This window comes from Chryseobacterium sp. A301 (assembly GCF_054489425.1).
This window is the reverse complement of sequence record NZ_JBTMWY010000001.1, coordinates 67,756-93,564: the sequence shown is the minus strand read 5'-3', so window position 1 is coordinate 93,564 and position 25,809 is coordinate 67,756. Positions and strand designations below refer to the sequence as shown.

The window sequence follows — 25,809 nt, the reverse complement described above, 5'->3', positions numbered from 1 at the left end:
GGGTCTAAATCCACTTCGCTATACCTGCCATTTTGGCAGAAAATTACTATCTTTGCCTGCAAACTTTTAGTTTTATTCAAGTCTTTCTTGGAAAGAGGATAAAGCTAAGATCTAAATTATAGAACCTGTGCAGGAAAAATACATAGACGAAACAAAACAAGGCGAAGCCTACGCCATAGCGGAAAAATCGGGCAATACCAAAAAGCTTTTTCTGGAGAGTTATGGTTGTCAGATGAACTTCTCCGACAGTGAAATTGTCGCCTCTATTCTAAGAGATGAAGGCTACAATACCACGCTCAACTCAGAGGAGGCCGATTTAATTTTATTAAATACCTGCTCTATACGAGAAAAAGCAGAGCAAACCGTGAGAATGCGACTCTCCCAATTTAAGCGTCAGAAAAAATTGAACCCTAGTTTAACCGTGGGGGTGTTAGGTTGTATGGCGGAACGTCTTAAAACAAAATTTCTCGAAGAAGAGAATTTGGTCGATCTCGTAGTCGGTCCAGACGCATACCGAGATTTACCCAACCTGCTGAGGGAAACGGAAGGAGGTAGCGATGCCATTAATGTAATTCTTTCGAAGGAAGAAACGTATGCAGATATCTCTCCTGTTCGATTGGGTGGAAACGGAGTTACCGCTTTTGTAACCATTACTCGAGGCTGTGATAACATGTGCACCTTCTGTGTGGTTCCTTTCACAAGAGGGAGAGAACGCAGTAGAGATCCTCATTCCATTTTAAAAGAATGTGAAGATCTTTACGCAAACGGATACAAAGAAGTAACCCTGTTAGGTCAGAACGTGGATAGCTACTTGTGGTACGGAGGAGGTCCTAAGAAAGATTTCAAGAAAGCCACAGACATGCAAAAAGCGACTGCGGTTGATTTTGCTCACTTGTTAGAACTTGTGGCGCAGAGAGTACCTGGAATGCGAATTCGTTTTGCCACCTCAAATCCTCAAGATATGGATATTGAAGTTTTCAAGATGATTGCGAAATACGATAATATTTGCAAATATGTGCATCTACCCGTTCAAAGCGGTAGCAATGCCATATTAAAAGCTATGAATCGCCAACACACTCGAGAGGAGTATTTGGAACTCATTCGCAAAGCAAAGGAACTGGTTCCGGAGATTGCATTTTCGCAAGATATGATGACTGGTTTTTGTGGAGAAACGCAGGAAGATCACGAGCAAACTCTTTCTTTAATGAGAGAGGTGGAATACGATCACGGGTATATGTTCGCCTATTCAGAACGGCCAGGAACTCCCGCCCACAAAAAACTTGAGGACGATATTCCAGCCGATGTGAAGCAGCAAAGACTTGCCGAAATCATTAAACTTCAAGGGGAGCTGTCTAGGAAAAGAATGGAAGGATACGTAGGACGTTTCCATGAGATTCTAATTGAAGGCACCTCGAAAAAAGACGAAAACCAGTGGCGAGGTCGCAACACGCAAAATGCCGTTTGTGTCTTTGATAAACAACTCGGTCAAAAGGTAGGAGATTTAGTTATGGTTTATGTGTATGGAAATACACAAGGCACGTTGTTAGGAAAACAAGAGCAAGCGCAGCTTGCGAATTAAAAGCAGTAGCAATCTATGAGCGATTTACAAGCTATCAAAAATAGATACGGAATCATAGGGAACTTCCCGACTCTAAACCGGGCTTTGGAAAAGGCGATTCAGGTCGCACCCACCGACATTACCGTGCTTGTCATAGGGGAAAGTGGAGTGGGGAAAGAATTTATCCCTAAGATTATTCATTCTGAAAGCCGAAGAAAACACCAGCCCTACATTGTTGTAAACTGTGGAGCGATTCCAGAAGGCACGATTGACTCTGAGCTTTTTGGTCATGAGAAGGGTGCATTTACAGGAGCGACAACCACCCGAAAGGGCTATTTTGAGGTTGCAGACGGAGGAACAATCTTTTTGGATGAAGTGGGGGAGCTTCCGCTTCAAACGCAGGTAAGACTTCTTCGCGTTCTAGAAAGTGGAGAATTTATGAAGGTGGGTTCGTCTCAAGTGCAACAAACCAACGTTCGAATTGTGGCAGCCACAAACGTCAATATGATGAAAGCAATCACAGACGGACGATTTCGGGAAGATTTGTATTACAGACTTAACACCGTGCAGATTGACATTCCGCCGCTTCGCGATCGGAAGGGAGACGTGCATTTGTTATTCCGGAAATTTGCAGTGGATTTTGCGGAAAAATACAGAATGCCCGAGATCGAGCTTACGGCAGATGCGATTTCATTTTTAGAGAGCAATACTTTCCCTGGAAACGTAAGGCAACTTCGGAACTTAGTAGAGCAAATGACGGTGGTAGAGCAAAAAAGAGAGATCGATTCGGTTCGTCTTGCAGAATATTTGCCTCAGTCCAATCACCTACCGGCGGTTGTTCAAAAGAGTGAACTGAGTACAAATTCGGGATCGGATTTTCATAACGAACGTGAGATTATGTACAAAATTCTTTTTGACATGCGAAGCGATTTAAATGATTTAAAAGCCCTTACTTCTGAACTAATTAAAAGCAAAGAAAACACAAATTTCAGCAACCAAGAGCAAGATCTCATTAACCGAATATATACGCCCGAAACGGGAAATTCAAATTCCCTATTGTATTTCGAAAATAGAAACACGCCCTCGTCTTCTAACCTAATGGCAGGACCTGTCGAGCCGGAATATGAAGATGTGGAAGATGTCGAAATTGAAGAATCGAAACCTGTATCTTTGTCTTTACAAAACAACGAGAAAGATCTTATTGTCAAGGCGTTAGAAAAGCACAAAGGAAGACGAAACAAAGCGGCAGAAGAGCTAGGAATCTCCCAGAGGACGCTCTACCGAAAAATTAAACAATACAACTTAGAAGACTAATACAATGAATATAGGGCATCGCACCTCCTTCTTAAATTTGGGACTGCGCTTCGCGCGGCCGAAAGCAAATCGTTTCGCTCTGTTTGGGATCGTATTGACTATGATTTTGTATAGCTGCACCGTGTATAATTTTAAAGGAAACACTTTGCATGAAGATGTGAAGACGATTCAAATCAAGGATTTTATAAACAGCGCCGCACTTATGAATCCAACTCTAGCTCAGCAGTTCACTATCGATATCAACAATCGATTCCTACAAAGAACCACTCTGAAAGGGACGACTCAAAATCCACACCTGTTAATTGAAGGGGAAATTATCGACTACTCTATTTCGCCAACCACGATTTCCACGCCGATCGGTACGCAAGCAGGAGGACAGATTCAAGCAGCACAGAATAAACTGACCATCACCGTTCGGATTCATTACGAGAATAGCATCGAACCTGAGAAAGGATTTGACCGAACCTATTCCGATGAATCGGTGTTTAGCAGTGATCTTGACATTAATGCAATAGAAGCCTCTCAAGTGAAGGTGGTTAACGAACGGATCATTAATAAAATTTTCAACGATATTATAGCAGACTGGTAATGATAAACGCAAGGGTAATTGAACTTTTAAAAAGTCCACCGCAGATTAAGGAGCAGGATTTAAAACTAGTATCAAAAGAGATAGCAAAGTATCCTTATGTGCAAAGTTTAAGAGCGCTTTATCTTTTGGGGACGCATATGTACAAAGCGGAGCAATATCCCTCCGTGCTGCATACAACCGCGGCTTATACCACAGATAAAAAGATTCTTTACCATTTTATAAATAACCAAGCCGCTCCTTCCGAGGCAAAAAAAGAAATGCAGGAACAAGAGCCGGTGGTCGAAAATCAGCAGCTCGCCACTTCCACTTTTGAAACCGTTTTACCTAAAGAAAAACGTACATTGCCTGTGGTCCACATCAATGGCGAGAGAAACCGAATTCTCTTTGAAGGAGAAGAGAATTTCCTTTCGGAAAAGGCCCCTAAAATTGATTGGGAGCAAACCCAGGAATCGGGAAAACTTAGCCCTGTAGTGGCTGTAGAGCTTCCCACTTCCGATTCCACAGAGATAGAAATTGAGAAGAGCCAAAATGAACAGGACGTTTCCGCTTTGGAGATTGAAAAAGAGGTTGAGAAAGAAATTGGAGAGGCTCCTAGTGAAGGGGAGAATAACGTAGCAAATCTGTCGTTTCAAGGAGTGGACTCTTTCCTGCCAGAGGTTTCCATAGTCGCAAAAGAGAGTCCAAGTACATTTGCGCCCAAACAATCTAGCGATCGTCATCAAGATGAGATGCAAAGATTAATTGCAGAAGTAGAAGCAAAAATCAAAGCGAAGAAAAAAGAGGCGAAAGAGTCTGAGCCCCAAGAGGAGTCGCCAAGTGAATCAATTGAAATCAACTTCTCTCAAGTTTCGCAGTTTGAATTTTCAAACGAAAAAGAATCGGAAAAAGAACAAGCAAAAGATTCATCTCCTACGCAAGGGTCTCAAGTCAAAGCTTCGGATTCACCTGTGGTTTCCCATTCTCAAGGGTGGAAGCCTATGTTTTTGCCAACAAGCGTAGGTCCGTTAAAGTCGGCAGAGAAACCAAGTAATATAGAGAAGGAGACTGCGAATCAAAAACACGACGTTATCGTTGAAGAACCTACAGTAGAAATTGAAGCGGTGGTGGAGCCAAAAATGGACGTCTCTACACCCAAGGAAAAACCTACACAGGAGTCTTTGCAAAATAGCAATATTCCAGAGTTTATAAATACGTGGCAAAGCTGGCTTAAAATTGACCGCTCGCAGGAGCCGGCTGAAAAATCTACTTTGCTCACAATTGACCAAGTACGAAACAAGGCGATCGATACCTTTATTGAGAATCAACCAAAAATTTCAAAATTAAAAGAGGAATCCAGCTTCGTTATAAAAGAAAAACCAGACGATATTTCTCACTTAATGACAGAAACCTTGGTTGGGTTATACGTAGAGCAGCGACTCTACAGTAAGGCAATTAGAGGGTACGAGGTATTGCAAGAAAAGCACCCAGAAAAGCATAGCGAATATGGGGAAAAGATTGAAGAGATAAAATCAAGAACAGGGAAATAAGATGAAAATGGATGTGAGCGTTGTAATTGGATTAATTATCCTAGGTCTCATTGCGGGCTACTTGAGCGGACTGGTTGGTATTGGTGGAGGAATAGTGATGGTGCCTGTCCTGGTAATTCTTTTTGGATTTACACAGCATAAAGCGCAGGGGACTACCCTCGCTCTATTAATGATTCCTGTTGGTTTTTTCGGAGTCATGAATTATTACAAAGCTGGGAATGTGGATGTTAAAACGGCGTTGCTGCTGTGCGCGGGCTTTGTTTTAGGTAGCTTTTTCGGAAGTAAGATGGCGGTATCCTTATCGCAAGATACCCTGCGGAAGTTATTCGCAGTGCTTATGTTCGTGGTAGCCGTCAAAATGTTTTTCCAAAAATAATTCTCGTTCAATATCCATTTTGGCCTTAATCCAAATGCTTGGTATCAACGGATTCCACTTCTACCGTCGTAAGGGGCTTGCCCGATGTTTTCCTTTTTAATTTTGACCATATTTTTTTTCCGACCACTAAAACCACAACCACTAGAGCAATGGCTAAGAGGGCTGCAATTATGGGCGCAGCAAGCGCTAAAAAGGTCATTACCCCTGCTCCAGCAGTCTCTGTCGTGGCGACAACGGAATTTCCCAGTCCTGCAGTCGTGGCTGTAGATGCGGCCCGAGTTCCTGCAAAGCCGGAACTTATGGTAGCCGCAGTGCCTCCACCCGCAATTAATGCAAGTGCCCATAAGGGGAAGGTGCCTAAATCTGCAAATTGACTTGCAAAAAGAACCGAACCTGCAAGCGTGGCAAGGGGAATTGAGAGGGTGTCGAGCAAATGATCCACAAACGGAATGTAATAGGCGAAAATTTCGACTGCCATGGCAATGCCTGTCGCAATGAGTGTTGGTAGTCCAGAAAGCCATTCAAAGGAGTCATTGACAGGGATCCACCCTAGATAAGAACCTAAGCTCACCAAAAATAAGGGCAAAAAGACCCGAAATCCAGTGGCTGCGGCCAATCCAATACCTATGAAGCTGCCGATTAGATAGGGCGCGTACGGAATATTCTCTAACATCACTTGAAATTTAGTGGGTTATAGAAGTGAAATTACAAAAATAATCTGAATCAAAAATTGATTTTATTTGGCAGCGCAAAGTTTTTCAAGTTCAGCCTTGACTTCTTTATAATGAGTAGGTAAACTTGTAGAGGTCCAAAAAATCATGACGAAGCAATTGGCACCGAACCGCAAATGGAATTCTTCTTTGTGATGACGATACGCTTCTCGAAGTAGCCTTTTGATTCGGTTGCGATGGACCGCCTTTTTAAAATAGCGCTTGGAAACGGATACACCAATTTTAGGTTCTTGGCTCAAAGGGTCATTCACAAAAGCCACTCGAAGATTCCCAGAAGATTTCCACTTGCCTTTTTCAAAGACCAGTGCCAAATCTTTCTTTTGCTTTAATTTTAAATTCGAACCGTACGAAAAACTTTTCATGAGGTGGTCTTAAGATTTGTTGACTACGTAATTTATCACTTCGGCTGCAGCACGAAGTCCGAATGCTGCCGGAATGAAGCTTATGGTTCCATAAAAGGATCGCTTAAAATGGGTTCCGTCTGTCAATTTAAGACTTTCTTCGTCTTGAAGCTCAGAAGAGAAAACACATTTAAATCCCTTGTCAAGATTTGCTTCTTTTTTAATTCGCTTTCGAATCTGCTTTGCGAGGTAACAATTGTAGGTTTTGCTGATGTCCTTGACTTGGATTTGACTAGCATCCATTTTGCCGCCAGCGCCCATACACGAGATGATTTTAATCTTGCGCCTGCGAGCTTGCTTTATCAATTCGACCTTCGGAGAAACACTATCAATGCAATCTAGTACATAATCAAAGGGAGTCGAATCTAAGACTCGAGCCATATCTTCGGGATTTAAAAATTGGGGGATCACCTCTAATTGAATCGAAGGATTGATGTCGATCATACGATCGGCTACAAGTTTCGCTTTGCTTTGTCCAATGCTGGAGTGAAGTGCAGGAAGTTGTCGATTAATATTGGTTATATCCACCGTATCGCCGTCCACTAGAGTTAGGTGGCCTACACCTGCGCGGGCTAGAAATTCCGCAGCAAACGAACCGACTCCACCCAGTCCTACAACCAGCAATTTTGCATTTCTAAGTTTTAGAATCCCTTCCTCTTTAATTAGTAATTCGGTGCGTTCTAGCCACGATTTATCCATGCGCTCTAATTGATTTTAAATTATCCTCTATCTCTTTTTTCAACTCTTCTACCTCTACATTCCGTAAAGAGGACGCTCTTTGGTATATTTCCTCTATGTCGGAAAGACTATTATCGGATTCCAAAAAGAAACGATCTCGGGGGATTTTAGAAAAGAGAGTTTGCAAAGATACATTGTGCAGCAGTGCATTTCCAAATGAAAGATAAAACCCTTTATCTAACAGTTCTTTAGCAAGAGTTTCCTTTTTATTAAAACCATGGATGATCCACGGTGTGGTTGCTCTTTTATGAAAATGCAACAGCATCGAAAATCGACGTACACAGTGGATGATCATAGGTTTTTTTAGAGTGTTACTGAGTTGAATTTGAGCTTCAAATGCCTTGTGCTGAAGGTCTTCGGGCGTCGAGCATAAGCCGTCTAAACCGGCTTCCCCAATTGCCCAGCAGTTGGGGTCAACCCCCATTTTCTCTATCCATTGAAATTCCTCGGTATAATCCGATTGTAAAGTTTTGGGATGCATTCCCACGGAAAATGGTCTTTGGACCGGCTTTTGAAAAGCGATCAAGTTTAGAATACCAACTTCTTGTTCTTTGTGGTGGTGGAAATCAAAAAATTCCATGGTTGCAACTAAATATTAATATGGAAATAGTGACACTTTTTATTACTTCCTTGACTTGCGGTTCTTACACTTGCAAATTTAAATATAATAGATTTAGAAGTTTTCTTTTTTAAGGGACAAGTTGCATGAAAATTTCCTATTTGGTTTTCAATGCGAGGATTATGTGGGTATTCATGCCCTATTCTTTTGGTAGAACTTAAAAAAATGTTAATTTTACTTAAAGCATTCTTATGAAGAAAAAGTTCACGGCAAAACAGATCAACATTTTAGAAGTGGCGGAAGAACTCATAGCGAAAAAAGGGTTCGATGGTACTTCCGTTCGGGACATATCTTCCAAAGCGAAAATTAACGTAGCGATGATTTCCTACTATTTTGGATCGAAGGAGAAAATGCTCGCCTATTTGTATCAGTACCGTGTGCTTCGTACTCGAGAAAATTTTGCAGAATTTGCACAGACCATTAAGGATGGAAAGCCTGAGATGCAAATGAAAGAGATCATCAGGTTCATTATAAGCCAGATGTTTAAGTATAATTATTTCCATGCTTTTGTAAAACAAGAGATTAGGCATACAGAGCTCGTCAAGGACGAGCTAATTGAATTCTACAATACGGCCACACAAAAAATCGATTTCGTGATTCAAAAAGGCATTGCTTCAGGTGTTTTCCATTTTGCTCCGAAGCCAGAAGACATTCTAACGCATATTATAGGCTCCGCCGTTTTTGCAATCCGAAATCGCTCATTTTTTCAATCCTATCTCAGTGGAAAAAGTGAAGATTTTCTGTCGAATGCAGAAGAAAAAGTGAAAATGAGTAATTATCAAATGATATTTTCTCTTTTAGGTTACCAGGGCGAATCCCAACGATAGTTAAAGTCTCTTAAAATGAAATCTTTTGGCAAAAAAATCCTATTTTTGCAGATTGTAAAAGGTGTCGTCAAAACACGATTTTAATTAATTTATGAAAAAAACATTCACCCTCCTACTATTGGTGTTTTTAATGACTGCTTGCAACAAGCAGTACGATGTTGCACTAAAAAGTGCGGACAAAGCTCTGATTTTAAAAACAGCGAACGATTATTTCGCCAATAAAAAGTGGACGCAAGCAATTGCATTGTACGAAAGGTTACCCAATCTAGTGGCCGGTACAGACGATGCCAAAACCGTGATTTTTAATACGGCCTACGCAAATTACTACGACAAGCAGTACAGAATTGCAGCCCATCACTTCAAAAATTACTCGGTTACCTTCCCTGAAGATGCAAAAGCGGAAGAAGCAGCCTATATGTCTGCACTCTGTTATTACAATGGTTCTTTAGACTATAATCTAGACCAAGCGAATACGGACTCAGCGATAAATGAACTGCAGAATTTTTTAAATCGTTATCCAGATTCAGAAAGAAGTAAGAACATCAATGAACTGATAGATGAGTTGACTTATAAATTAGAATATAAGGCTTATGAAAATGCAAGGCATTATTTCAAAATAGCGGAATACAAAGCGGCGGACGTTTCGTTCGAAAATGTTCTTGCCGATTTCCCTAGTACCAAACTTCGCAGTACTATCTATGAGTACATTCTTCGTTCGAAATATGAACTTGCTATGAATTCAGTGTTTGATAAAAAAGAAGAGCGTTTAGAAAGTGCCCTAGCCTATACGAGATTCGTAGAGAAGGAACTACCTGATTCGTCACAGCTGAAAGTGGCTTTAAATCTACGTGAAAAGCTTCAAGAAGAAAGTGTACGATTCCAAAAAACGAAAGTTTTGGTTGAAGCAGATCAGGCAAGATTGCTAGAGAAACAACGCGAGATGGAACTTGAGATAGAGCGACGTGACGCAGAAAAAGAAAAGAAAGAGGACTTGAAGGACGATGCGAAAGTTTTGCGCAGAAAAGATGCGAAAGAAAAGCAAACTCTTGAAAATCCGACACCGGAGCCGGATGCGACTTTTAAAATCCAAAGTAATTAACTATCTTTGCAGACTTCAACTAAATTAATTCACTGAAAATGAGTGTAAAAGATACCAACGCAGAATTAACAACTGTAACCTACGATAGAGACAAAATCGAAAAAGGAACCCATTCCATTTACGAAGCGATTGTCATTATGGGAAAAAGAGCGGAGCAGGTCAATGCTGAAATCCGTTCTGAATTGCACGGTAAACTCGATGAGTTTGCGGTTCATAATACGACTCTAGAAGAAGTATTTGAAAACAGAGAGCAAATTGAAATCTCAAAACATTACGAAAAATTACCAAAGCCTACTTCCATCGCGATTGCGGAATGGTTAGACGATGAAATTTATTCGAGAAAAACGGACTAAGGTCTTACTCGTACGGCAGTAAAAATTAATTAGAGTCACATCCTATAAATGGGTGTGACTCTAATTGTTTTAAGTTGATGCTCTTTTGAGAAGTTCTATTGCTGCAAAATCACTAACTTCGTTTTTCTAACTGGACTTATATGCCTTTAGCAGATAAAAAAATACTTTTGATCATTTCGGGCGGAATTGCCGCCTACAAAATGAATGAACTTGTACGTAGCTTCGTGAAAAATGGGTGCGAGGTAAAGGTCGTTTTGACCCCTGCTGCCAAAAACTTCGTTTCTGAACTTACCTTATCGACCTTGTCGAAGAATGAGGTGCTTAGTGAGTTTTATACTGCGCAAGGAGTTTGGAATAATCACGTGGAACTCGCCCTTTGGGCTGACCTGCTCTTAGTTGCACCCTGCACCGCAAATACACTTTCGAAAATGGTTCATGGTGCTTGTGACAACCTGGCTTTGGCCATCTATATGTCTGCCAAGTGTCCCGTTTTTATCGCACCTGCAATGGATTTGGATATGTATGTGCATCCTTCAACCGCTCAAAATTTAGACTTAGCACAGGACTATGGACATATCGTCATTCCGGCGAAGTTTGGGGAACTTGCAAGTGGGTTGGTGGGACAAGGTCGTCTAGAGGAGCCTGAGGAAATCCTAGTGCAAATTGAAACGTATCTATCCTCCTTCCAATCGAAGAAGGAGCTTTTCGGAAAAAAGATACTTATTACAGCAGGACCCACCTATGAGGCGATTGATCCCGTTCGCTTTATTGGCAACCACTCCAGTGGAAAAATGGGCTTCTCCCTTGCAAAGGAGGCTGCGCGGCGAGGCGCAGAGGTTTTTTTAATTTCAGGACCTAGTGCACTTGTGCTGGAGCATCCCCATATAAAAGTAGTTCGAGTTACGTCTGCTCGTGAAATGCGAGATGCTGTGTTCCAAGTTTATGATTCTGTTGACATAGCCATAGCTAGTGCCGCTGTTGCAGACTATGCTCCCAAGGAAGTAGCCTTAGAGAAAATTAAAAAGTCCGAAGATTCGATGAGTATTGAACTGGTTAAGAATCCGGACATTCTTTTCGAAATGGGGCAAAAAAAGAAATCACAGTTTCTGGTAGGGTTTGCCCTTGAAACTCAAAATGAGAGGCAAAACGCAAAAGGGAAACTTGAACGTAAGAATCTGGATATGATCGTTTTAAATTCTTTGCGAGATGAAGGTGCAGGGTTTAAAAGCGATACGAACAAGATTCGCATTCTAACGAAGGACCTCGAACGAGAGTTCGATCTCAAGTCCAAAGAGCACGTGTCGAAAGATATATTGGACTTTATCCAAAGCCAGCTTTCGTCCTAGTTTTCTAGATTCATATTTTTACGAATTAGTAACTATTCTAGAAGCGGAGTAGAATTTCGCTTTTAGGGGATTAATTTGAAAGGAGCTGGCGGTAAAGTCTTACAATATTCTTATTTTTGTCCTATGCTAAAGAGAATTTCAATTCAAAATTTCGCGCTGATTGATTCCCTAGAACTCACCTTGGGAAATGGATTGCAAGTGATCACTGGAGAAACAGGGGCTGGGAAGTCCATTTTGCTCGGTGCTTTGCGTCTTATTTTGGGTGAGCGTGCGGATCTTAAATCTTCGATGAATGCTGATAAGAAAAGCATTGTAGAAGCAGAATTCGAAATTTCCTCTCAGCTAAAACCCTTTTTTGAAGCCAACGATTTGGATTTTGATTCACATACGATCGTTAGAAGGGAACTTCTTAGTGCAAGCAAATCACGAGCTTTCGTAAACGATCGCGCTGTGACGCTCGATGTTTTGAAAATGCTTTCAAGTCAACTCATTGATATTCATTCTCAGTTTGAGACCGCTTCTTTATTCACACAAGAATTTCAATTTAATCTCATTGATGGTCTTGCCGGAAACAGTGGGACGCTAGAAAGTTACCAAAGCAAATACGAGGGAGCGAAAACGCTTGAGAAAGAGCTTAATAGACTAGAGAGTCAATATAAGGAGCTTACTCAAAGTGCGGATTATCGCACTTATTTGCTCACAGAATTGGAAGATTTACCACTAGATGAACTGGATTGGGCTGAGGTGCAAACCAAATTGCAAACCCAACAAAATGTGGGAATCATCGTTGAGAACTTACAATCGTTCTTTTCAAGGTTTGATGCCGAAGAGTTAGGGGTCCTTGATTCCATGCTCGATGCGAGAGCGAAGCTCTCCAAAGTAGCGGACCTATCTCATGAGTTTACAGCTCTTAGAGAGCGTCTCGAAAGTAATTTCGTAGAATTGAAAGATATTCTTTTTGAACTTCAAAATAAGGCAGAAGATCTAGAGTCAAGCCCTGAACTTCTCGCTGCTTTGCAAATACAGGTGGATAAGATTAACGCACTTTTTGTGAAACACGGGGTGGATTCCTTAGAGGGATTGCGAGAGGTGCGGGATAAATTGTCCGGAGAGCAAACGGGATTTCATGAACTCGAATCTTTTATTGAAACCACCAAAACAGAGCTTTCAAAGTCTCAGCAGGAGTTATCGACTCTTGCAAAAAAGCTCAGTGTTCAACGATTGAAATATACGGATGCATTTTCGAAGCAAATCTCCCAGACCTTAAGCAAGCTTGGGCTTGAAAAAGCGAGGATGGAATTCAATATTTCGGAAGCAGAATCTTTTGGCTCCTTTGGGAAGGATCACATTCAACTTCTTTTTCAAGCAAATTCGGGATTTGATTTAAAGCCTATCCATCTGGCCATCTCTGGGGGAGAACGCTCACGAGTCATGCTGGCCATAAAGAAAATTATGGCCCAATCGAGAGAGCTTCCTACCTTAATCCTCGACGAAATTGATACAGGTGTTTCTGGAAAAGTAGCGGAAGACATGGGGATCTTAATGAAAGAGATGTCAAGTGATTTGCAACTTATTCTCATCACCCATTTAGCACAAGTAGCCGCCAAGGGTCAAGACCACTATAAAGTTGTCAAAAGCGAGATTGAGGGCAAAACGACCTCTACGATCTTAAAATTAGATGACTCTCAAAAATTATCCGAAGTTGCCCAGCTCCTATCGGGTTCTAAAATTACCGATGCGGCCCTTGCGCAGGCGAAAGAACTTATGAAGTGAGATGTAACAAAAGGGGCGATTTTTCTACTTATGAAATAAATGCTCGTCTTTTATGTATATACGACTCCTTCGATTAGAAATTCTTAATTTTTTAAGAAATCCGCAGTTCGCAACGAATCTGGCTATGAAGATTCTAATGGGCTTTGGGATGGTATATTTTGGTCTGGTTTATTTGAGTACGCCTTTTATTCTGTATTATTATGCTACTCAAGAAATGCAGGTGGATCCACTGGTTTTATTTTGCCAGTTTTTCTTCTTTTACTGGGTGCTCGATCTAGCGATACGCTACTTTATGCAGCAGATGCCCACACAGAACATGAAGCCCTTTCTCACTCAAAATTTAAGCAAAACGTTTTTGGTTCGTTATACGATCTTTAAAACCTTTACTCATTTTTTCAATTGGGGGTACTTACTTTTTTTACTTCCCTTCGCAGGACTACTCATTTTTGAAGGAGGGTATTCGGTTATAGGAACCCTCGGCTTTACCCTCGGCATTCTTTTCATGTTCTACTTAAGTAATTTTTTGAATATATTACTCAATGGTAAAACGAGTATCTTAATAATCACAGTAGTCATTGCAGCCATTTTAGGGGCATTAGAGTACTTTCAAGTCTTTTCTGTACTCGCGATTTCTCAAACTGTTTTTCATAGTTTGTATTTGCAACCCTGGCTTTGTGTGATTCCGGTAATGCTTGCACTAGGCGCGGCCTATTTGGCCTATCAAACCATTAAAAAGACGTTTTATTTAGACCAAGGTTTAGAGCTCAAAGTGTCCGAAGGAAAATCGGAAAACATTCAGTTCCTCAATCGTTTTGGCGTCACAGGAACCTTTATTAATAACGATGTAAAGCTTTTGAAAAGGAGCAAAGCTGCGCGTTCCGCAGCGTTAATGGGAGTGGCCTTTTTGTTTTATGGCCTTTTGTTTTTTAACTCGGCCTACGAAACGGATTTCATGAAACTCTTTGCGGCCATTTTTGTGACCGGAGGCTTTATGTTTATGTTTGGACAGCGGGTTCCTTCTTGGGATAGTTCCTACTATCCTTTAATGATGACGCTAAATGTTCCTTACAAGCAGTATTTAAAAGGCAAGTGGGCGCTCTTAGTGACGGGAACTCTTGTTTCTTTAGTGCTCTCCTTCTTCTATTTGTTTTTCGGATTTGATTTGTGGCTCATTATTTTTGGAGCGGGACTCTATAATTTAGGAGTCAATTGTCACGTGACGCTACTTGCTGGAGCGTACAATAAAAAACCACTCGATCTTAATTCAAGCGGCAAGTCGTTTGGAGGGGGAAATACTTTCAATTTGAAGACCTTCCTTTTGATCGTGCCTCAGATGATTTTACCGATGGCGGTTTACGCGCTAATGAATCACTTTTTCAACCAATATTTGGCCGTCGCGGCTTTAGCAGGACTCGGTCTCATTGGGTTTTTACTTCGAGACTGGATTTTTGATATGATTGTAAAGGTTTATAAAAAAGAAAAATACACCACACTAGAAGCCTTTAAAAAAGTAGGGTAATTCCAAAAACTATTTGGCTAATAAAAAGAAAAAATACTATGATTTCAATACAGAATATTTCGAAAGTTTACGGAGATAGAAAAGTCCTTAATATTGAGAGTCTTGAAATTCCGAAAGGAGAGAGTTTTGGACTCGTGGGGAATAACGGTGCAGGAAAAACCACTCTATTCAGTCTTTTGCTTGATTTAATTGAACCCACCACTGGATCTATTTCAGTGGACGGATCGAAGGTCAACGAGACGGAGAGTTGGAAAACGAAAGTTTCTGCCTTTATCGACGATACGTTTCTAATTGGGTATTTGACACCTGAGGAATATTTTTACTTTTTAGGAGAATTGAGAGGGCAGTCGAAGGCTCAAGTCGATGAGTTTCTTGTTCAGTTTACAGATTTCTTTAATGGTGAAATTCTAAATGCAAAGAAATACGTCAGGGATCTCTCGAAAGGGAACCAAAAGAAGGTCGGAGTCATTGGTGCATTGATCGGAAATCCTGAGGTAATAGTGCTTGACGAACCTTTTGCGAATTTGGATCCTTCCACTCAGATTAAACTTAAAAATTTAATTCGGAATTGGTCTACGAATTCGAATGTGACTTTTCTTATTTCAAGTCACGATTTGGCCCATACGACCGAAGTGAGCAATCGGATTGTCTTACTCAACAAAGGAGAACTAGTGCGGGACATCAAAACCAGCCCGGAGACTTTAAAAGAGCTTGAAAGCTTTTTTACGGTCGGCGAAATGGAGACGCAGGCCCAAAGCCTATAACCTAATACTAAAAAATCCCTCTTCTGAGGGATTTTTTAATGGATCTTAAGCAAGTGTGGCTTCTTACACCATATCTTGTGGGCGAACCCACTTATCAAAATCTTCTGCACTTACTAAGCCTAAATTGATCGCTTCTTGTTTTAGTGTAGTTCCATTTTTATGGGCGGTTTTGGCGATTTTCGCTGCATTTTCATATCCGATGTGCGTGTTTAGAGCCGTCACGAGCATAAGGGAATTGTGTAAAAGTTGATCAATTCTTTCCTTGTTTGCCTCAATGCCTACGGCGCAATGTTCGTTAAACGAAAGGCACGCATCCGCCAGAAGTCTTGCGGATTGCAAGAAATTATAAGCCATAACCGGTTTAAATACGTTGAGCTCATAATTTCCTTGAGTTCCTGAAAATGAGATAGTCGTGTCATTGCCTAATACTTGAGCGCAAACCATCGTGAGTGCTTCGTTTTGTGTCGGGTTGACCTTCCCAGGCATAATGGAAGATCCGGGTTCATTCTCCGGAATGAAAAGCTCGCCGATCCCGGAACGGGGGCCAGAGGCAAGCATCCGAATGTCTTGGCCGATTTTGAAAAGAGACACTGCAAGTTGTTTTAGAGCTCCATGGCTTTCTACGATCGCATCGTGGGCGGCAAGGGCTTCAAATTTGTTAGGTGCACTAACAAAGGGCTGTCCCGTGAACTCTGCAATATACTGCGCTACTTTTTCGCTGTATCCTTTGGGTGTGTTGAGTCCGGTTCCCACTGCGGTTCCTCCTAAGGCAATTTCTTTAAGGTGCGCAAGGGTGTGCTTGATGGCTTTGATCGCATAGCCGAGTTGTGCAGCGTACCCTGAAAACTCCTGCCCCAAAGTAAGGGGCGTAGCATCCATTAGGTGGGTTCGGCCAATTTTGACAATTGAATTAAATTCTTTGGCTTTTGATTCGAGTGTGCTTTTAAGTTTTTCCACGGCGGGCAGGGTCGATTCCACTACTATTTTATAGGCTGCAATGTGCATCGCGGTGGGAAAGGTGTCGTTTGAACTTTGTGACTTGTTTACATCGTCGTTTGGGTGTACTATAGAGGTTTCTCCAAGTGTCCCTCCATTGAGAACGTGTGCTCGATTGGAAATGACTTCGTTCACATTCATGTTGCTCTGTGTCCCAGATCCTGTCTGCCAAATGACTAGTGGAAATTCATCCCACAATTTTTGCTCCAGGATTTCCTCACAAACGTTGCTGATTAGGTCTCTTTTTTCAGCCGATAAGACTCCCAAATCTGCATTGGTAAAGGCTGCTGCTTTTTTCAATATGGCAAAGGCCTCGATAATTTCTTTGGGCATGGAAGCGCTAGGCCCAATTTTAAAATTGGTTCTTGAGCGCTCCGTTTGAGCGCCCCAATACCGGTCTGCAGGCACTTGAACCGTGCCCATCGTATCATGTTCCGTACGGTAGTTCATTGTATATTGTATTAATTAAAGTATGATTTGATAATTTTAAAGTTACGAATTTTCTGTGGATTAGGCTCAAAAGGGAAAGTTCTTTGATCGAAAAATACATCTCCTAGTAAAGCTTACGAAGGCGGATTCTAATTTTCTAGACTCTATTAATTTGCTTATTTTTACGGCTCAAAATTAAAACCAATGGATTTTCAATACCAAGAACCGTATCCGATTCTAAAAGACGATACTCCTTACAAAAAACTAACCTCTAACTATGTTTCCACTCAAAAAGTGGGGGATCGCGAGATTTTGGTCGTGGACCCAAAGGGGCTCGAAATTTTGGCGGAAAACGCACTTGCCGATGTTTCCTTTATGCTTCGTAGTTCTCACCTGCAAAAGTTGAGGAATATTATTGAAGACCCAGAAGCAACGGATAACGATCGGTTTGTTGCCTACAACTTACTTCAGAATGCGGCTGTGGCCATAGAAGGAGCACTTCCTTCATGCCAAGATACCGGAACCGCGATTTGCATGGCTAAAAAAGGAGAGGATGTGTACACGGGCAGTGTGGATGCCGAGTGGATTTCCAAAGGAATTTTCAACACGTACCAAAGTCGTAACCTTCGTTATTCCCAAATTGTGCCTATTAACATGTTTGACGAGAAGAATTCAGGATCGAATCTCCCCGCTCAAATTGATATTTATGCAACCCAAGGTGCGAAGTATGAATTTTTGTTTCTGGCAAAAGGAGGAGGGTCTGCAAACAAAACTTTTTTATACCAAAAGACAAAATCACTTCTGAACGAAAAATCATTAGAGGAGTTCGTTTCCAAAGCGATTATGGATTTAGGGACAGCAGCGTGTCCCCCTTATCATTTGGCTTTTGTGATTGGAGGAACTTCCGCAGAAGCAAATTTGGCAGCCGTGAAAAAAGCAAGTGCTGGGTATTTTGATCATTTGCCTACAGAGGGAAATGAGGGAGGTCAGGCGTTTCGAGATATTGAATGGGAAAAGAAGATTCAAGAGATTTGTCAAAAATCCGCAATTGGTGCTCAGTTTGGAGGGAAATACTTAACCCATGACGTCAGAGTAATTCGACTTCCTAGACATGCAGCCTCTTGTCCAGTGGGAATGGGGGTTTCCTGCTCTGCAGACCGAAACATCAAAGCGAAAATAACGAAGGATGGACTTTTTTTAGAACAACTAGAGGCGGATCCAAAACGCTTCCTTCCGCAAACCGCTCCCCATCTTGAAAAAGCCGTGGAGATTGATTTGAATCAGCCAATGGAAGAGATCCGAGCTGAATTGTCAAAGTATCCAGTCAAGACCCGCCTTAAATTAAGTGGAACACTTATTGTGGCCCGTGACATCGCACATGCAAAAATTAAAGAAATGCTCGATCGCGGAGAAGCGATGCCGGAGTATTTTAAGAACCATCCGGTTTACTACGCAGGTCCGGCAAAAACTCCAGAAGGACTTCCTTCCGGTAGTTTTGGACCCACAACGGCAGGTAGAATGGATGTTTACGTAGATGAATTCCAGTCTCATGGAGGAAGTATGGTGATGCTTGCAAAAGGAAATCGCAGTGACAGTGTTACAAATGCTTGCGGTAAGTACGGAGGATTTTATTTGGGGTCAATTGGAGGACCCGCGGCCATTCTAGCCAAAGAAAACATAAAATCGGTTGAAGTTCTTGATTTTCCTGAACTCGGTATGGAAGCGGTACGGAAAATCGAAGTTAAAGATTTCCCAGCCTTTATCATTACGGATGACAAAGGGAACGATTTTTTTCAGTCTTTAACCCGCTGAGAAGTTTAGAATCAGAATAAACAATTAAAAAGAGGGGTTAGAATTTTAGTAATAGAATTAAAAATACTATTTTTGCTCAAAATCTAAAGAAATGTTAACAGTATTAGAATTGTGGCCATTTTACCAATTTATTTGGTTCGTGTTTTTTATAATCATGATGCTAATTGGATTCTGGTGTATCCTAATGTTCTTCGGACTGGTGATTCCGTTGTGGTTAACGGAAGGGCTAATGGAGTACTTTGGTAAAACGAAGCCTTTTGATCCAGAAGAAATAAGACGTAAAACTTTGCCAGAACAAGGAGCAGAAGTTATCTATAGCAATCCAAAAGGGCGAGGTCCCTTTTTGCACGAAGGTCATCACTAGTGGATGATGGTGTAATTTGCTCTATAGCTGAGTGAATTGCATTTTCAAAGCAAAACTATATATACAAACCGATCCAATGGGTCGGTTTTTTTTGGGTCTAAACTTCAATGTTAAGTTTCGTTAACATATGATGAGTACCCTTGAGTATAATCGTAAATTTGCACCAAACTATTTTCATGGATTATTTCATTTTTGTGGTAGGAGCTCTACTGGTACTTGCCGTTATTGATTTAGTAGTGGGCGTAAGTAACGATGCGGTGAATTTTTTAAATTCCGCCATCGGGTCTAAAGTAGCCTCTTTTCGGACCATTATCTTAATCGCAATTGCGGGTGTAGTTATTGGCTCCGTTTTTTCAAGTGGAATTATGGAAATTGCTCGAAAGGGAATTTTCTATCCGCAGTACTTTACTTTTGACGTCCTTCTAATCGTATTTTTAGCCGTGATGCTCACGGATATTATTCTATTAGATGTCTTTAACAGTCTTGGTTTGCCGACCTCTACCACCGTCTCTATTATTTTCGAACTCTTAGGTGCCTCGCTTATGGCTGGGTTTTTACTTTCAATGTCGAAGAATGAGACCATAAGTGAGATATGGAAATACATTAATTTTGAAAGTACAAATAACATCATCTCCGGTATATTTCTCTCGGTTTTGATTGCGTTTACAGCCGGGGCTCTGATTCAGTACCTGGTTAGAATTTTGTTCACCTTTAATTTTGACAAAAAATTAGCCACCTACGGAGTGTTATTTTCCTCAATTGGAATCACTTCGATCGTCTATTTCCTCCTTATTAAAGGATTAAAAGGAACTACTCTATTAAACCAGGAGACCACCCTTTTAATTCAAGCGAATACCAGTGCTATTTTGGTGAGTATGTTTGTGTTAGCTTTGGTTGTACTTTACCTCTTGCAGCGATTCTATAAAGTGAACCCGCTAAAAGTTGTGGTCCTTTTAGGAACCTTCGCTCTTGCGATGGCTTTTGCTGGAAACGACTTAGTCAACTTTATTGGAGTTCCGATTTCAGGACTTTTAGCGTTTCAAGATTGGGCTAGTTCGGGAGTTCCTGCAAATGAGTATTTCATGGATTATTTGGCAGGCAACGATGTGATTGTACCTAATTATATGTTGTTAATAGCAGGGGTCATCATGGGTCTTACTATTTGGTTCAGTGCAAAGGCAAAGAACGTGACGGAAACGGAAGTAAATCTCGGTCGACAAGACGAAGGAGACGAGCGATTTAAAGCGAATTTAATCTCACGTAGCATTGTGAACTCATCGCTGACGTTTGGGAAGATCTTTGGCGTTATTATTCCCCAGTCGATTACTAGACGCTATCGAAACACGATACAAGAAAAGAAATTAATTGAAGCAGCTGAATCGCAAGATGCTCCTTCGTTCGACTTAGTTCGGGCGGCTGTGAATTTGGTAATTGCCTCTAGTATCATTGCTTGGGCTACTTCGGAGAAACTCCCTTTGTCCACTACCTATGTTACCTTTATGGTCGCAATGGGAAGCTCCCTTGCAGACAATGCATGGGGAAGAGACAGCGCAGTATATAGAGTAGCAGGTGTACTTTCCGTGATTGGAGGTTGGTTTATTACGGCCTTAATTGCTTTTAGCGTTTCTGCTGTATTTGCCTTAATTATGTACAAAGGGGGTAGAGAGGGAACCTATGCGCTTATGGGGGTTGTTTTTGCCTTTATTGTGGTATCCAATATTCGTTTCAGTAGGAAAGTGAAGGAGAAGAAGAGAAACGAGGATCGACTTAAGGTTTTAGGAGATAGTGACTTAAATACAGTTCAGAAGTACCAATCTATTGTAAGTTCGACAGTTTCTGAAATTGCAATCAACTACAACCTTATCTTAGATGGGCTTATCGAAGGGAATATTGCGAAATTAGAAAGTGCGAACAAATCCCTAGTCGATTTAGAGAAGCACGGACATCAAGTAAGAGTCAAAAGTATAAAATACATTAAGTCGTTAAGTATTAATGACAAGCAAACGGCGCAAGCCATTGTTCTAAGCAGTGATTTCATTCAAGACCTTGCTCAATCTACTAGGTCCTTAAGCAATGAGGCCCTCTATTTTGTGAAGAATCTGCATGTGGTTAGTGATTTAGAGTTTTTGAAAGACTTAAAGAAACTTGACTCTAGAATGGGTGAATTCTTCAATATCATTTTAGTTTCTCTAGAGCAAACGGCCGATGAGAATATTCATGACATCCGAGCGGAGAGAGATAAGGTGAGAGCTTATATCAATGAAAAATTGGATTATCAGATCGCCAACATTAACAGAACCAAGCCTTCCACAAAAGAAGGAGTGCTTCAAACGAACGTGTTTTTACAGAGTAGGGACATACAGGCGGTATTAATGCGTATTTCGAAAATGTTTATCAATCTCTATGAGAAGAGAATTGTTGAACCTAGCGAACCGGAAATTAAATCTTAGAATAAATTCCTATCAATCCACTCATTCGAGTGGATTGATAGTTTTAGAAAGAGTTTCTTAAAGCTCCCTCTATGGTTTTGCAAGTTTTCTTTATCTTTGCAGGCACAAAAAGTTATCCATGTCAAAATCCCTAATTCCTAAGCTTGAAGCAATCAAGCAACGCTACAATGAGGTCGCCGACCTTATCATCCAACCCGATGTGATCATGGATCAAAAACGCTATTCTCAGCTAAATAAGGAGTATAGCGATCTTGGTAAGATCGTGAAGGTATACGATGAATATAAATCCGCGCTTGATACCATCAAGGAATCAGATGAAATCATTGCGGACGGCAGCGACAAGGAATTTGTGGATTTGGCCAAAATGGAGAAATTAGAAGCCCAAGATAAGTTGCCAGAATTCGAAGAGGCATTAAAGGTCCTTCTGATTCCTAAAGATCCTACGGACGATAAAAATGTCATTGTGGAACTTCGTGCAGGAACGGGAGGAGACGAAGCCGCTATTTTTGTCGAAGATATTTATAGAATGTACGCAATGTACTTCAAAACCAAAGGGTGGAAGCATGAAATTACCGACTCTAATGAAGCTGCGAAAGGGTACAAGGAACTCATCATGAAAGTGGAGGGAGATGGTATTTACGGTATTATGAAATTTGAATCCGGTGTTCACCGTGTACAGCGTGTCCCTGAGACGGAATCTCAAGGGAGAGTGCATACCTCAGCAATTACGGTGGCCGTTTTGCCAGAAGCAGAAGAAGTAGACGTAGAGATTAATCCTGCCGATATCGAGATGCAAACTTCACGTTCCGGAGGGGCAGGAGGGCAAAATGTGAACAAGGTGGAAACCAAGGTGCAGTTAACCCATAAACCCTCGGGTCTTGTGGTCGTTTGCCAACAAGCTCGTTCTCAGTTAGCCAACCGGGAACTCGCAATGGAAATGCTAAGAGCAAAACTTTACGATATTGAACTTCAAAAGGTACAAGGCGATGTTGCTGCTCAGCGTAAATCCATGGTTTCGACCGGAGATAGATCTGCAAAGATTAAAACCTATAATTATCCTCAAGGTAGAGTCACCGACCACCGAGTTAACAAATCCATTTACAACCTGGACGCTTATATGAATGGGGATATTCAAGAAATGATTGATGCGGTCATCATGGCGGAAAATGCCGAGAAGATGAAAGGAGCTGAGGACGAGTATTAGAAGTTTGGTTTGTTATTTGTTACCTAATTAAAAAACACATAAACGATGAAAAAATTGGTTCTACTAGGTCTAATGGGAAGTCTATTCACTTTAGGCGCCTGCGTAAAAGAAAAAACAACGGTGATTCAACAAGACGGGGATACCACCACAATTGAACACGTCGGAATCGATAAGCTCAAAGTAGATTCAAGTGCAGAAAACTTGAAAGTGAAATCCCAAGAGGCAGCTGAGAAAGCTAAACTGAAATTGAACGAAGTAGGAGATGCCCTTAAAGAAGGATCTAAAGATCTCAGAAGAGAAGCGAAGAAAGTAACCGCAGATGCAGCCTCTGCAGTGGAAAAAGGAGCAAAGGACGTCAAAGAGTCGGTTTCCGACAAGTGATAAATTTAGAAATTAGAAAAAAGCATGTCTTATCCAAGGCATGTTTTTTTGTTCATACACTCTTGAAATCTCCCTTTCCTAGACCTTTTGGAGCCACTCGAAAAACCTCGTAAAAATTTGTAACTTTACTTTTTCAATTCAATTACCGTTATGCGCCGGAAAATTCAAAATCAAAATCCTGAATTTAAGATACTTACATTTCCAAAGACTCCCTTTCTTTTTGAAAAGGACGGATTGGAATTAAAATCTCATTACACAGAGGCGGACACGGATGCCTCTCTTACCTCTAGTGTAAGTGCAGGAGTGGCTCCTTACCTTCGAGGGCCCTATCCCACTATGTATGTACAAAAGCCGTGGACCATTCGTCAATATGCCGGTTTTTCCACAGCGAAGGAGTCCAATGCATTTTATTTAAAGAACCTCGCAGCTGGGCAAAAGGGGCTTTCGGTCGCCTTTGATTTAGCCACCCACCGAGGATACGATTCAGACCATCCTAGGGTCGAAGGAGATGTCGGTAAAGCCGGGGTAGCCATTGATTCGGTGGAAGATATGAAAGTTCTTTTTGATAAGATTCCACTGGATGAGATTTCTGTTTCTATGACAATGAATGGAGCAGTGCTGCCAATCTTGGCCTTCTATATCGTGGCTGCCGAGGAGCAGGGCGTGAGTCAAGAGAAGCTCTCAGGGACCATTCAGAACGATATATTGAAGGAATTCATGGTGAGGAACACCTATATCTATCCACCCAAGCCGTCCATGAAAATCATTGCGGATATTTTTGAGTATACCGCTCAAAACATTCCCAAGTTTAATTCGATTTCCATTTCAGGCTACCATATGCAGGAAGCAGGTGCTACGCCTGTTTTAGAAATGGCTTACACACTTGCAGATGGACTTGAGTATGTACGTACAGGGATTAAAGCAGGGATGTCAATCGATTCCTTCGCGCCTCGTCTCTCCTTTTTCTGGGCCGTAGGAATGAATCATTTTATGGAAATTGCTAAGATGCGAGCGGCCCGCTATTTATGGGCGGAGCTTCTCAAGCCCTTTGAACCTAAAAACCCTAAAAGTCTTGCACTTCGTACCCATTCTCAAACTTCCGGTTGGAGCCTTACGGAGCAAGAACCCTTTAATAATGTAACAAGAACTGCTATTGAAGCCCTGTCGGCAGCTTTAGGAGGTACGCAATCCTTGCATACCAATGCTTTGGATGAAGCCATTGCACTGCCCACAGATTATTCTGCAAAAATTGCAAGAAATACACAAATTATTCTCCAACAGGAGAGCGGTATTTGTGACGTGGTGGATCCCTGTGCGGGTAGTGACCTAGTCGAGGCTTTGACCAAGCAGATGATTACAGAAGGGATGAAGTATATTGAAGAAGTAGAATCGCAAGGTGGGATGACTAAAGCAATTGAACAAGGAATTCCAAAGATGAGAATCGAGGAAGCCGCTGCCCGCAAACAGGCCAAAATTGATTCCGGAGAGGAGTTTATTATTGGAGTCAATTCCTTCAAATCTGAACTTGAACAACCCCGATTCGATATTCTTGATATCGACAATTCACAGGTCCGTAAAGAGCAAATTGAAAGACTAGAGAGTCTTAAAAGAAGTCGCGATGCACAAAAGGTAAGTGAGATCCTTCAAGAAATTGAACAGACTGCTAGTAACGGAAATGGAAATTTATTAGAACTTTGTATTGAAGCCGCCAGAAGGCGAGTGACCTTAGGTGAAATGAGTGATGCGATGGAAAAAAGTTTCGGTCGTTACAAAGCGAACATTAGAACGATTCAAGGAGTGTATGCGATGAGTGCAACTAAGAATGAATATTTCGCGAAAGCCCTCGCTTTATGCGAAACCTTTGAGAATAACTTTGGACGTCGTCCCCGTATTATGGTTGCGAAAATGGGACAAGACGGTCACGATCGGGGCGCAAAAGTAGTAGCGACTGCATTTGCCGACATGGGCTTTGATGTTGATGTCGCGCCTTTGTTTCAGACCCCAATGGAAGTAGCTCTTCAAGCCGTCGAGAATGATGTCCATGTATTGGGTATCTCCTCACTTGCGGCAGGGCATAAAACCCTCGTGCCTAAAGTCGTAGAAGAACTTAAAAAACTGGGAGCCACCGATATAAAAATCGTAGTTGGGGGGGTAATCCCCAAACAAGATTATGATTATTTGTATGAAAACGGGGCCGATTATATTTTTGGACCCGGTACAAGTCTTCCACAGTCGGCTTGTCAGATTCTGGAAGGGTATTTAAAAGGATAGGGGATCAAAAACAAAAAAAGCGGACTTTGCTTCTAAGGAAAGTCCGCTTTTTTATTTTTTTCTAGTTCGTGTTAGAAACATACTCATATACAAGTTTCCCCTGCTCGTCGCTTAGTTTGGCTTTCGGTGCCATCGCATTCACGAGCCCTACCCACTGTTCATCCGTAAAAGATTTTGGTTCTGGCAGTGCGTGGCATTTGTGACAAGAGTTTTCAAAGATCGTTTTGCCTTCTGCAATTTGCTGCTCTTTTTTAAGTTTGCTTCCAGCCATGCCGCTCTGGGTACAAGAGGCGAGAACTAGCCCTAAAGTGAGGGTACCGAAGATCATTTTTTTCATAAAGAATTTTGTTAGTTGTTATTTTTGGTTAA

24 protein-coding genes are annotated in these 25,809 nt (G+C 41.5%); 18 read left to right on the top strand and 6 right to left on the bottom strand.

What is annotated here, in order from left to right; genetic code table 11:
• Positions 1-127: 127 nt before the first annotated feature.
• From miaB to ACX3PU_RS00410, 5 genes are all read left to right on the top strand, one after another.
• On the top strand, positions 128-1,579 hold the full coding sequence (gene miaB / locus ACX3PU_RS00430; protein WP_459082689.1) for a tRNA (N6-isopentenyl adenosine(37)-C2)-methylthiotransferase MiaB: 1,452 nt from the start codon (positions 128-130) through the stop codon (positions 1,577-1,579).
• Between the two features lie 15 nt (positions 1,580-1,594).
• The gene (locus tag ACX3PU_RS00425) at positions 1,595-2,872 is read left to right on the top strand and encodes a sigma-54 interaction domain-containing protein (protein ID WP_459082687.1); all 1,278 of its coding nucleotides are present in this window, start codon (positions 1,595-1,597) and stop codon (positions 2,870-2,872) included.
• A 100-nt stretch (positions 2,873-2,972) separates the two neighbouring features.
• The gene (gene lptE, locus ACX3PU_RS00420; RefSeq protein WP_459083482.1) at positions 2,973-3,461 is read left to right on the top strand and encodes an LPS assembly lipoprotein LptE; all 489 of its coding nucleotides are present in this window, start codon (positions 2,973-2,975) and stop codon (positions 3,459-3,461) included.
• On the top strand, positions 3,461-4,987 hold the full coding sequence (locus ACX3PU_RS00415; protein ID WP_459082685.1) for a hypothetical protein: 1,527 nt from the start codon (positions 3,461-3,463) through the stop codon (positions 4,985-4,987). Before lptE ends, ACX3PU_RS00415 begins: the two co-directional genes overlap by 1 nt.
• A gap of 7 nt (positions 4,988-4,994) precedes the next feature.
• Entirely contained in the window at positions 4,995-5,363 is a 369-nt protein-coding gene (locus ACX3PU_RS00410; protein ID WP_459082683.1) for a TSUP family transporter, read from the top strand.
• Positions 5,364-5,388: 25 nt separating this feature from the next.
• Here ACX3PU_RS00410 and ACX3PU_RS00405 read toward each other — a convergent pair whose 3' ends face one another.
• The 4 genes from ACX3PU_RS00405 to ACX3PU_RS00390 all read right to left on the bottom strand — a co-directional run bounded on the left by ACX3PU_RS00405 (position 5,389) and on the right by ACX3PU_RS00390 (position 7,813).
• Positions 5,389-6,036, bottom strand: a complete 648-nt coding sequence (locus ACX3PU_RS00405; RefSeq protein ID WP_459082681.1) for a DUF4126 domain-containing protein — start codon at positions 6,034-6,036, stop codon at positions 5,389-5,391.
• A 63-nt stretch (positions 6,037-6,099) separates the two neighbouring features.
• The gene (rnpA, locus tag ACX3PU_RS00400; protein WP_459082679.1) at positions 6,100-6,456 is read right to left on the bottom strand and encodes a ribonuclease P protein component; all 357 of its coding nucleotides are present in this window, start codon (positions 6,454-6,456) and stop codon (positions 6,100-6,102) included.
• 9 nt (positions 6,457-6,465) lie between these two features.
• On the bottom strand, positions 6,466-7,194 hold the full coding sequence (locus ACX3PU_RS00395) for a tRNA threonylcarbamoyladenosine dehydratase (RefSeq protein ID WP_459082677.1): 729 nt from the start codon (positions 7,192-7,194) through the stop codon (positions 6,466-6,468).
• Positions 7,187-7,813, bottom strand: coding sequence for a TatD family hydrolase (locus ACX3PU_RS00390; protein ID WP_459082675.1), 627 nt, complete (start codon positions 7,811-7,813; stop codon positions 7,187-7,189). Before ACX3PU_RS00390 ends, ACX3PU_RS00395 begins: the two co-directional genes overlap by 8 nt.
• 230 nt (positions 7,814-8,043) lie before the next feature.
• On the opposite strand from ACX3PU_RS00390, the gene ACX3PU_RS00385 reads away from it, so the two are divergent.
• The 7 genes from ACX3PU_RS00385 to ACX3PU_RS00355 all read left to right on the top strand — a co-directional run bounded on the left by ACX3PU_RS00385 (position 8,044) and on the right by ACX3PU_RS00355 (position 15,533).
• Positions 8,044-8,679: a TetR/AcrR family transcriptional regulator gene (locus ACX3PU_RS00385; RefSeq protein WP_459082673.1), complete on the top strand. Its 636-nt coding sequence runs from the start codon at positions 8,044-8,046 to the stop codon at positions 8,677-8,679.
• A 91-nt stretch (positions 8,680-8,770) separates the two neighbouring features.
• The gene (locus ACX3PU_RS00380; protein ID WP_459082671.1) at positions 8,771-9,778 is read left to right on the top strand and encodes an outer membrane protein assembly factor BamD; all 1,008 of its coding nucleotides are present in this window, start codon (positions 8,771-8,773) and stop codon (positions 9,776-9,778) included.
• 38 nt (positions 9,779-9,816) lie between these two features.
• Positions 9,817-10,131, top strand: coding sequence for a DNA-directed RNA polymerase subunit omega (locus tag ACX3PU_RS00375; RefSeq protein ID WP_459082669.1), 315 nt, complete (start codon positions 9,817-9,819; stop codon positions 10,129-10,131).
• A 140-nt stretch (positions 10,132-10,271) separates the two neighbouring features.
• Positions 10,272-11,477, top strand: a complete 1,206-nt coding sequence (gene coaBC / locus ACX3PU_RS00370) for a bifunctional phosphopantothenoylcysteine decarboxylase/phosphopantothenate--cysteine ligase CoaBC (RefSeq protein ID WP_459082667.1) — start codon at positions 10,272-10,274, stop codon at positions 11,475-11,477.
• 123 nt (positions 11,478-11,600) lie between these two features.
• The gene (locus ACX3PU_RS00365; RefSeq protein WP_459082665.1) at positions 11,601-13,250 is read left to right on the top strand and encodes a DNA repair protein RecN; all 1,650 of its coding nucleotides are present in this window, start codon (positions 11,601-11,603) and stop codon (positions 13,248-13,250) included.
• Between the two features lie 52 nt (positions 13,251-13,302).
• A complete protein-coding gene (locus ACX3PU_RS00360) occupies positions 13,303-14,769 on the top strand; it encodes a DUF5687 family protein (protein ID WP_459082663.1) in 1,467 nt (488 codons plus the stop codon).
• A 38-nt stretch (positions 14,770-14,807) separates the two neighbouring features.
• On the top strand, positions 14,808-15,533 hold the full coding sequence (locus ACX3PU_RS00355; RefSeq protein WP_459082661.1) for an ABC transporter ATP-binding protein: 726 nt from the start codon (positions 14,808-14,810) through the stop codon (positions 15,531-15,533).
• A 63-nt stretch (positions 15,534-15,596) separates the two neighbouring features.
• Here ACX3PU_RS00355 and fumC read toward each other — a convergent pair whose 3' ends face one another.
• Positions 15,597-16,979 carry a class II fumarate hydratase gene (fumC, locus tag ACX3PU_RS00350; protein WP_459082660.1) on the bottom strand — a complete coding sequence of 461 codons (1,383 nt, stop codon included), beginning with the start codon at positions 16,977-16,979 and terminating at the stop codon, positions 15,597-15,599.
• Positions 16,980-17,162: 183 nt separating this feature from the next.
• Between fumC and ACX3PU_RS00345 the strand changes: the two genes are divergently transcribed.
• The 6 genes from ACX3PU_RS00345 to scpA all read left to right on the top strand — a co-directional run bounded on the left by ACX3PU_RS00345 (position 17,163) and on the right by scpA (position 25,440).
• The gene (locus ACX3PU_RS00345; protein ID WP_459082659.1) at positions 17,163-18,770 is read left to right on the top strand and encodes a fumarate hydratase; all 1,608 of its coding nucleotides are present in this window, start codon (positions 17,163-17,165) and stop codon (positions 18,768-18,770) included.
• A gap of 91 nt (positions 18,771-18,861) precedes the next feature.
• A complete protein-coding gene (locus tag ACX3PU_RS00340) occupies positions 18,862-19,134 on the top strand; it encodes a hypothetical protein (RefSeq protein WP_459082657.1) in 273 nt (90 codons plus the stop codon).
• 176 nt (positions 19,135-19,310) lie between these two features.
• Positions 19,311-21,584: an inorganic phosphate transporter gene (locus ACX3PU_RS00335; RefSeq protein WP_459082655.1), complete on the top strand. Its 2,274-nt coding sequence runs from the start codon at positions 19,311-19,313 to the stop codon at positions 21,582-21,584.
• Positions 21,585-21,702: 118 nt separating this feature from the next.
• Complete coding sequence (gene prfA / locus ACX3PU_RS00330; protein WP_459082653.1) at positions 21,703-22,788, top strand: peptide chain release factor 1; 1,086 nt, start codon at positions 21,703-21,705, stop codon at positions 22,786-22,788.
• A 45-nt stretch (positions 22,789-22,833) separates the two neighbouring features.
• On the top strand, positions 22,834-23,169 hold the full coding sequence (locus ACX3PU_RS00325) for a hypothetical protein (protein WP_459082651.1): 336 nt from the start codon (positions 22,834-22,836) through the stop codon (positions 23,167-23,169).
• Positions 23,170-23,319: 150 nt separating this feature from the next.
• Positions 23,320-25,440: a methylmalonyl-CoA mutase gene (gene scpA, locus ACX3PU_RS00320; RefSeq protein ID WP_459082649.1), complete on the top strand. Its 2,121-nt coding sequence runs from the start codon at positions 23,320-23,322 to the stop codon at positions 25,438-25,440.
• A gap of 61 nt (positions 25,441-25,501) precedes the next feature.
• Here scpA and ACX3PU_RS00315 read toward each other — a convergent pair whose 3' ends face one another.
• Positions 25,502-25,777, bottom strand: a complete 276-nt coding sequence (locus tag ACX3PU_RS00315) for a c-type cytochrome (RefSeq protein WP_459082647.1) — start codon at positions 25,775-25,777, stop codon at positions 25,502-25,504.
• Positions 25,778-25,809 lie beyond the last annotated feature (32 nt).

What these genes read in the sequence shown, in the direction of transcription:
- fumC (WP_459082660.1), bottom strand. Translation starts at nt 16,979, where the DNA reads ATGAACTACCGTACGGAACATGATACGATGGGCACGGTTCAAGTGCCT.
- ACX3PU_RS00335 (WP_459082655.1), top strand. Translation starts at nt 19,311, where the DNA reads ATGGATTATTTCATTTTTGTGGTAGGAGCTCTACTGGTACTTGCCGTT.
- ACX3PU_RS00340 (WP_459082657.1), top strand. Translation starts at nt 18,862, where the DNA reads ATGTTAACAGTATTAGAATTGTGGCCATTTTACCAATTTATTTGGTTC.
- scpA (WP_459082649.1), top strand. Translation starts at nt 23,320, where the DNA reads ATGCGCCGGAAAATTCAAAATCAAAATCCTGAATTTAAGATACTTACA.
- ACX3PU_RS00315 (WP_459082647.1), bottom strand. Translation starts at nt 25,777, where the DNA reads ATGAAAAAAATGATCTTCGGTACCCTCACTTTAGGGCTAGTTCTCGCC.
- ACX3PU_RS00425 (WP_459082687.1), top strand. Translation starts at nt 1,595, where the DNA reads ATGAGCGATTTACAAGCTATCAAAAATAGATACGGAATCATAGGGAAC.
- lptE (WP_459083482.1), top strand. Translation starts at nt 2,973, where the DNA reads ATGATTTTGTATAGCTGCACCGTGTATAATTTTAAAGGAAACACTTTG.
- ACX3PU_RS00355 (WP_459082661.1), top strand. Translation starts at nt 14,808, where the DNA reads ATGATTTCAATACAGAATATTTCGAAAGTTTACGGAGATAGAAAAGTC.
- ACX3PU_RS00380 (WP_459082671.1), top strand. Translation starts at nt 8,771, where the DNA reads ATGAAAAAAACATTCACCCTCCTACTATTGGTGTTTTTAATGACTGCT.
- ACX3PU_RS00345 (WP_459082659.1), top strand. Translation starts at nt 17,163, where the DNA reads ATGGATTTTCAATACCAAGAACCGTATCCGATTCTAAAAGACGATACT.
- rnpA (WP_459082679.1), bottom strand. Translation starts at nt 6,456, where the DNA reads ATGAAAAGTTTTTCGTACGGTTCGAATTTAAAATTAAAGCAAAAGAAA.
- coaBC (WP_459082667.1), top strand. Translation starts at nt 10,272, where the DNA reads ATGCCTTTAGCAGATAAAAAAATACTTTTGATCATTTCGGGCGGAATT.
- ACX3PU_RS00365 (WP_459082665.1), top strand. Translation starts at nt 11,601, where the DNA reads ATGCTAAAGAGAATTTCAATTCAAAATTTCGCGCTGATTGATTCCCTA.
- ACX3PU_RS00375 (WP_459082669.1), top strand. Translation starts at nt 9,817, where the DNA reads ATGAGTGTAAAAGATACCAACGCAGAATTAACAACTGTAACCTACGAT.
- ACX3PU_RS00385 (WP_459082673.1), top strand. Translation starts at nt 8,044, where the DNA reads ATGAAGAAAAAGTTCACGGCAAAACAGATCAACATTTTAGAAGTGGCG.
- ACX3PU_RS00405 (WP_459082681.1), bottom strand. Translation starts at nt 6,036, where the DNA reads ATGTTAGAGAATATTCCGTACGCGCCCTATCTAATCGGCAGCTTCATA.
- ACX3PU_RS00390 (WP_459082675.1), bottom strand. Translation starts at nt 7,813, where the DNA reads ATGGAATTTTTTGATTTCCACCACCACAAAGAACAAGAAGTTGGTATT.
- ACX3PU_RS00395 (WP_459082677.1), bottom strand. Translation starts at nt 7,194, where the DNA reads ATGGATAAATCGTGGCTAGAACGCACCGAATTACTAATTAAAGAGGAA.
- prfA (WP_459082653.1), top strand. Translation starts at nt 21,703, where the DNA reads ATGTCAAAATCCCTAATTCCTAAGCTTGAAGCAATCAAGCAACGCTAC.
- ACX3PU_RS00415 (WP_459082685.1), top strand. Translation starts at nt 3,461, where the DNA reads ATGATAAACGCAAGGGTAATTGAACTTTTAAAAAGTCCACCGCAGATT.
- ACX3PU_RS00360 (WP_459082663.1), top strand. Translation starts at nt 13,303, where the DNA reads ATGTATATACGACTCCTTCGATTAGAAATTCTTAATTTTTTAAGAAAT.
- ACX3PU_RS00325 (WP_459082651.1), top strand. Translation starts at nt 22,834, where the DNA reads ATGAAAAAATTGGTTCTACTAGGTCTAATGGGAAGTCTATTCACTTTA.
- ACX3PU_RS00410 (WP_459082683.1), top strand. Translation starts at nt 4,995, where the DNA reads ATGGATGTGAGCGTTGTAATTGGATTAATTATCCTAGGTCTCATTGCG.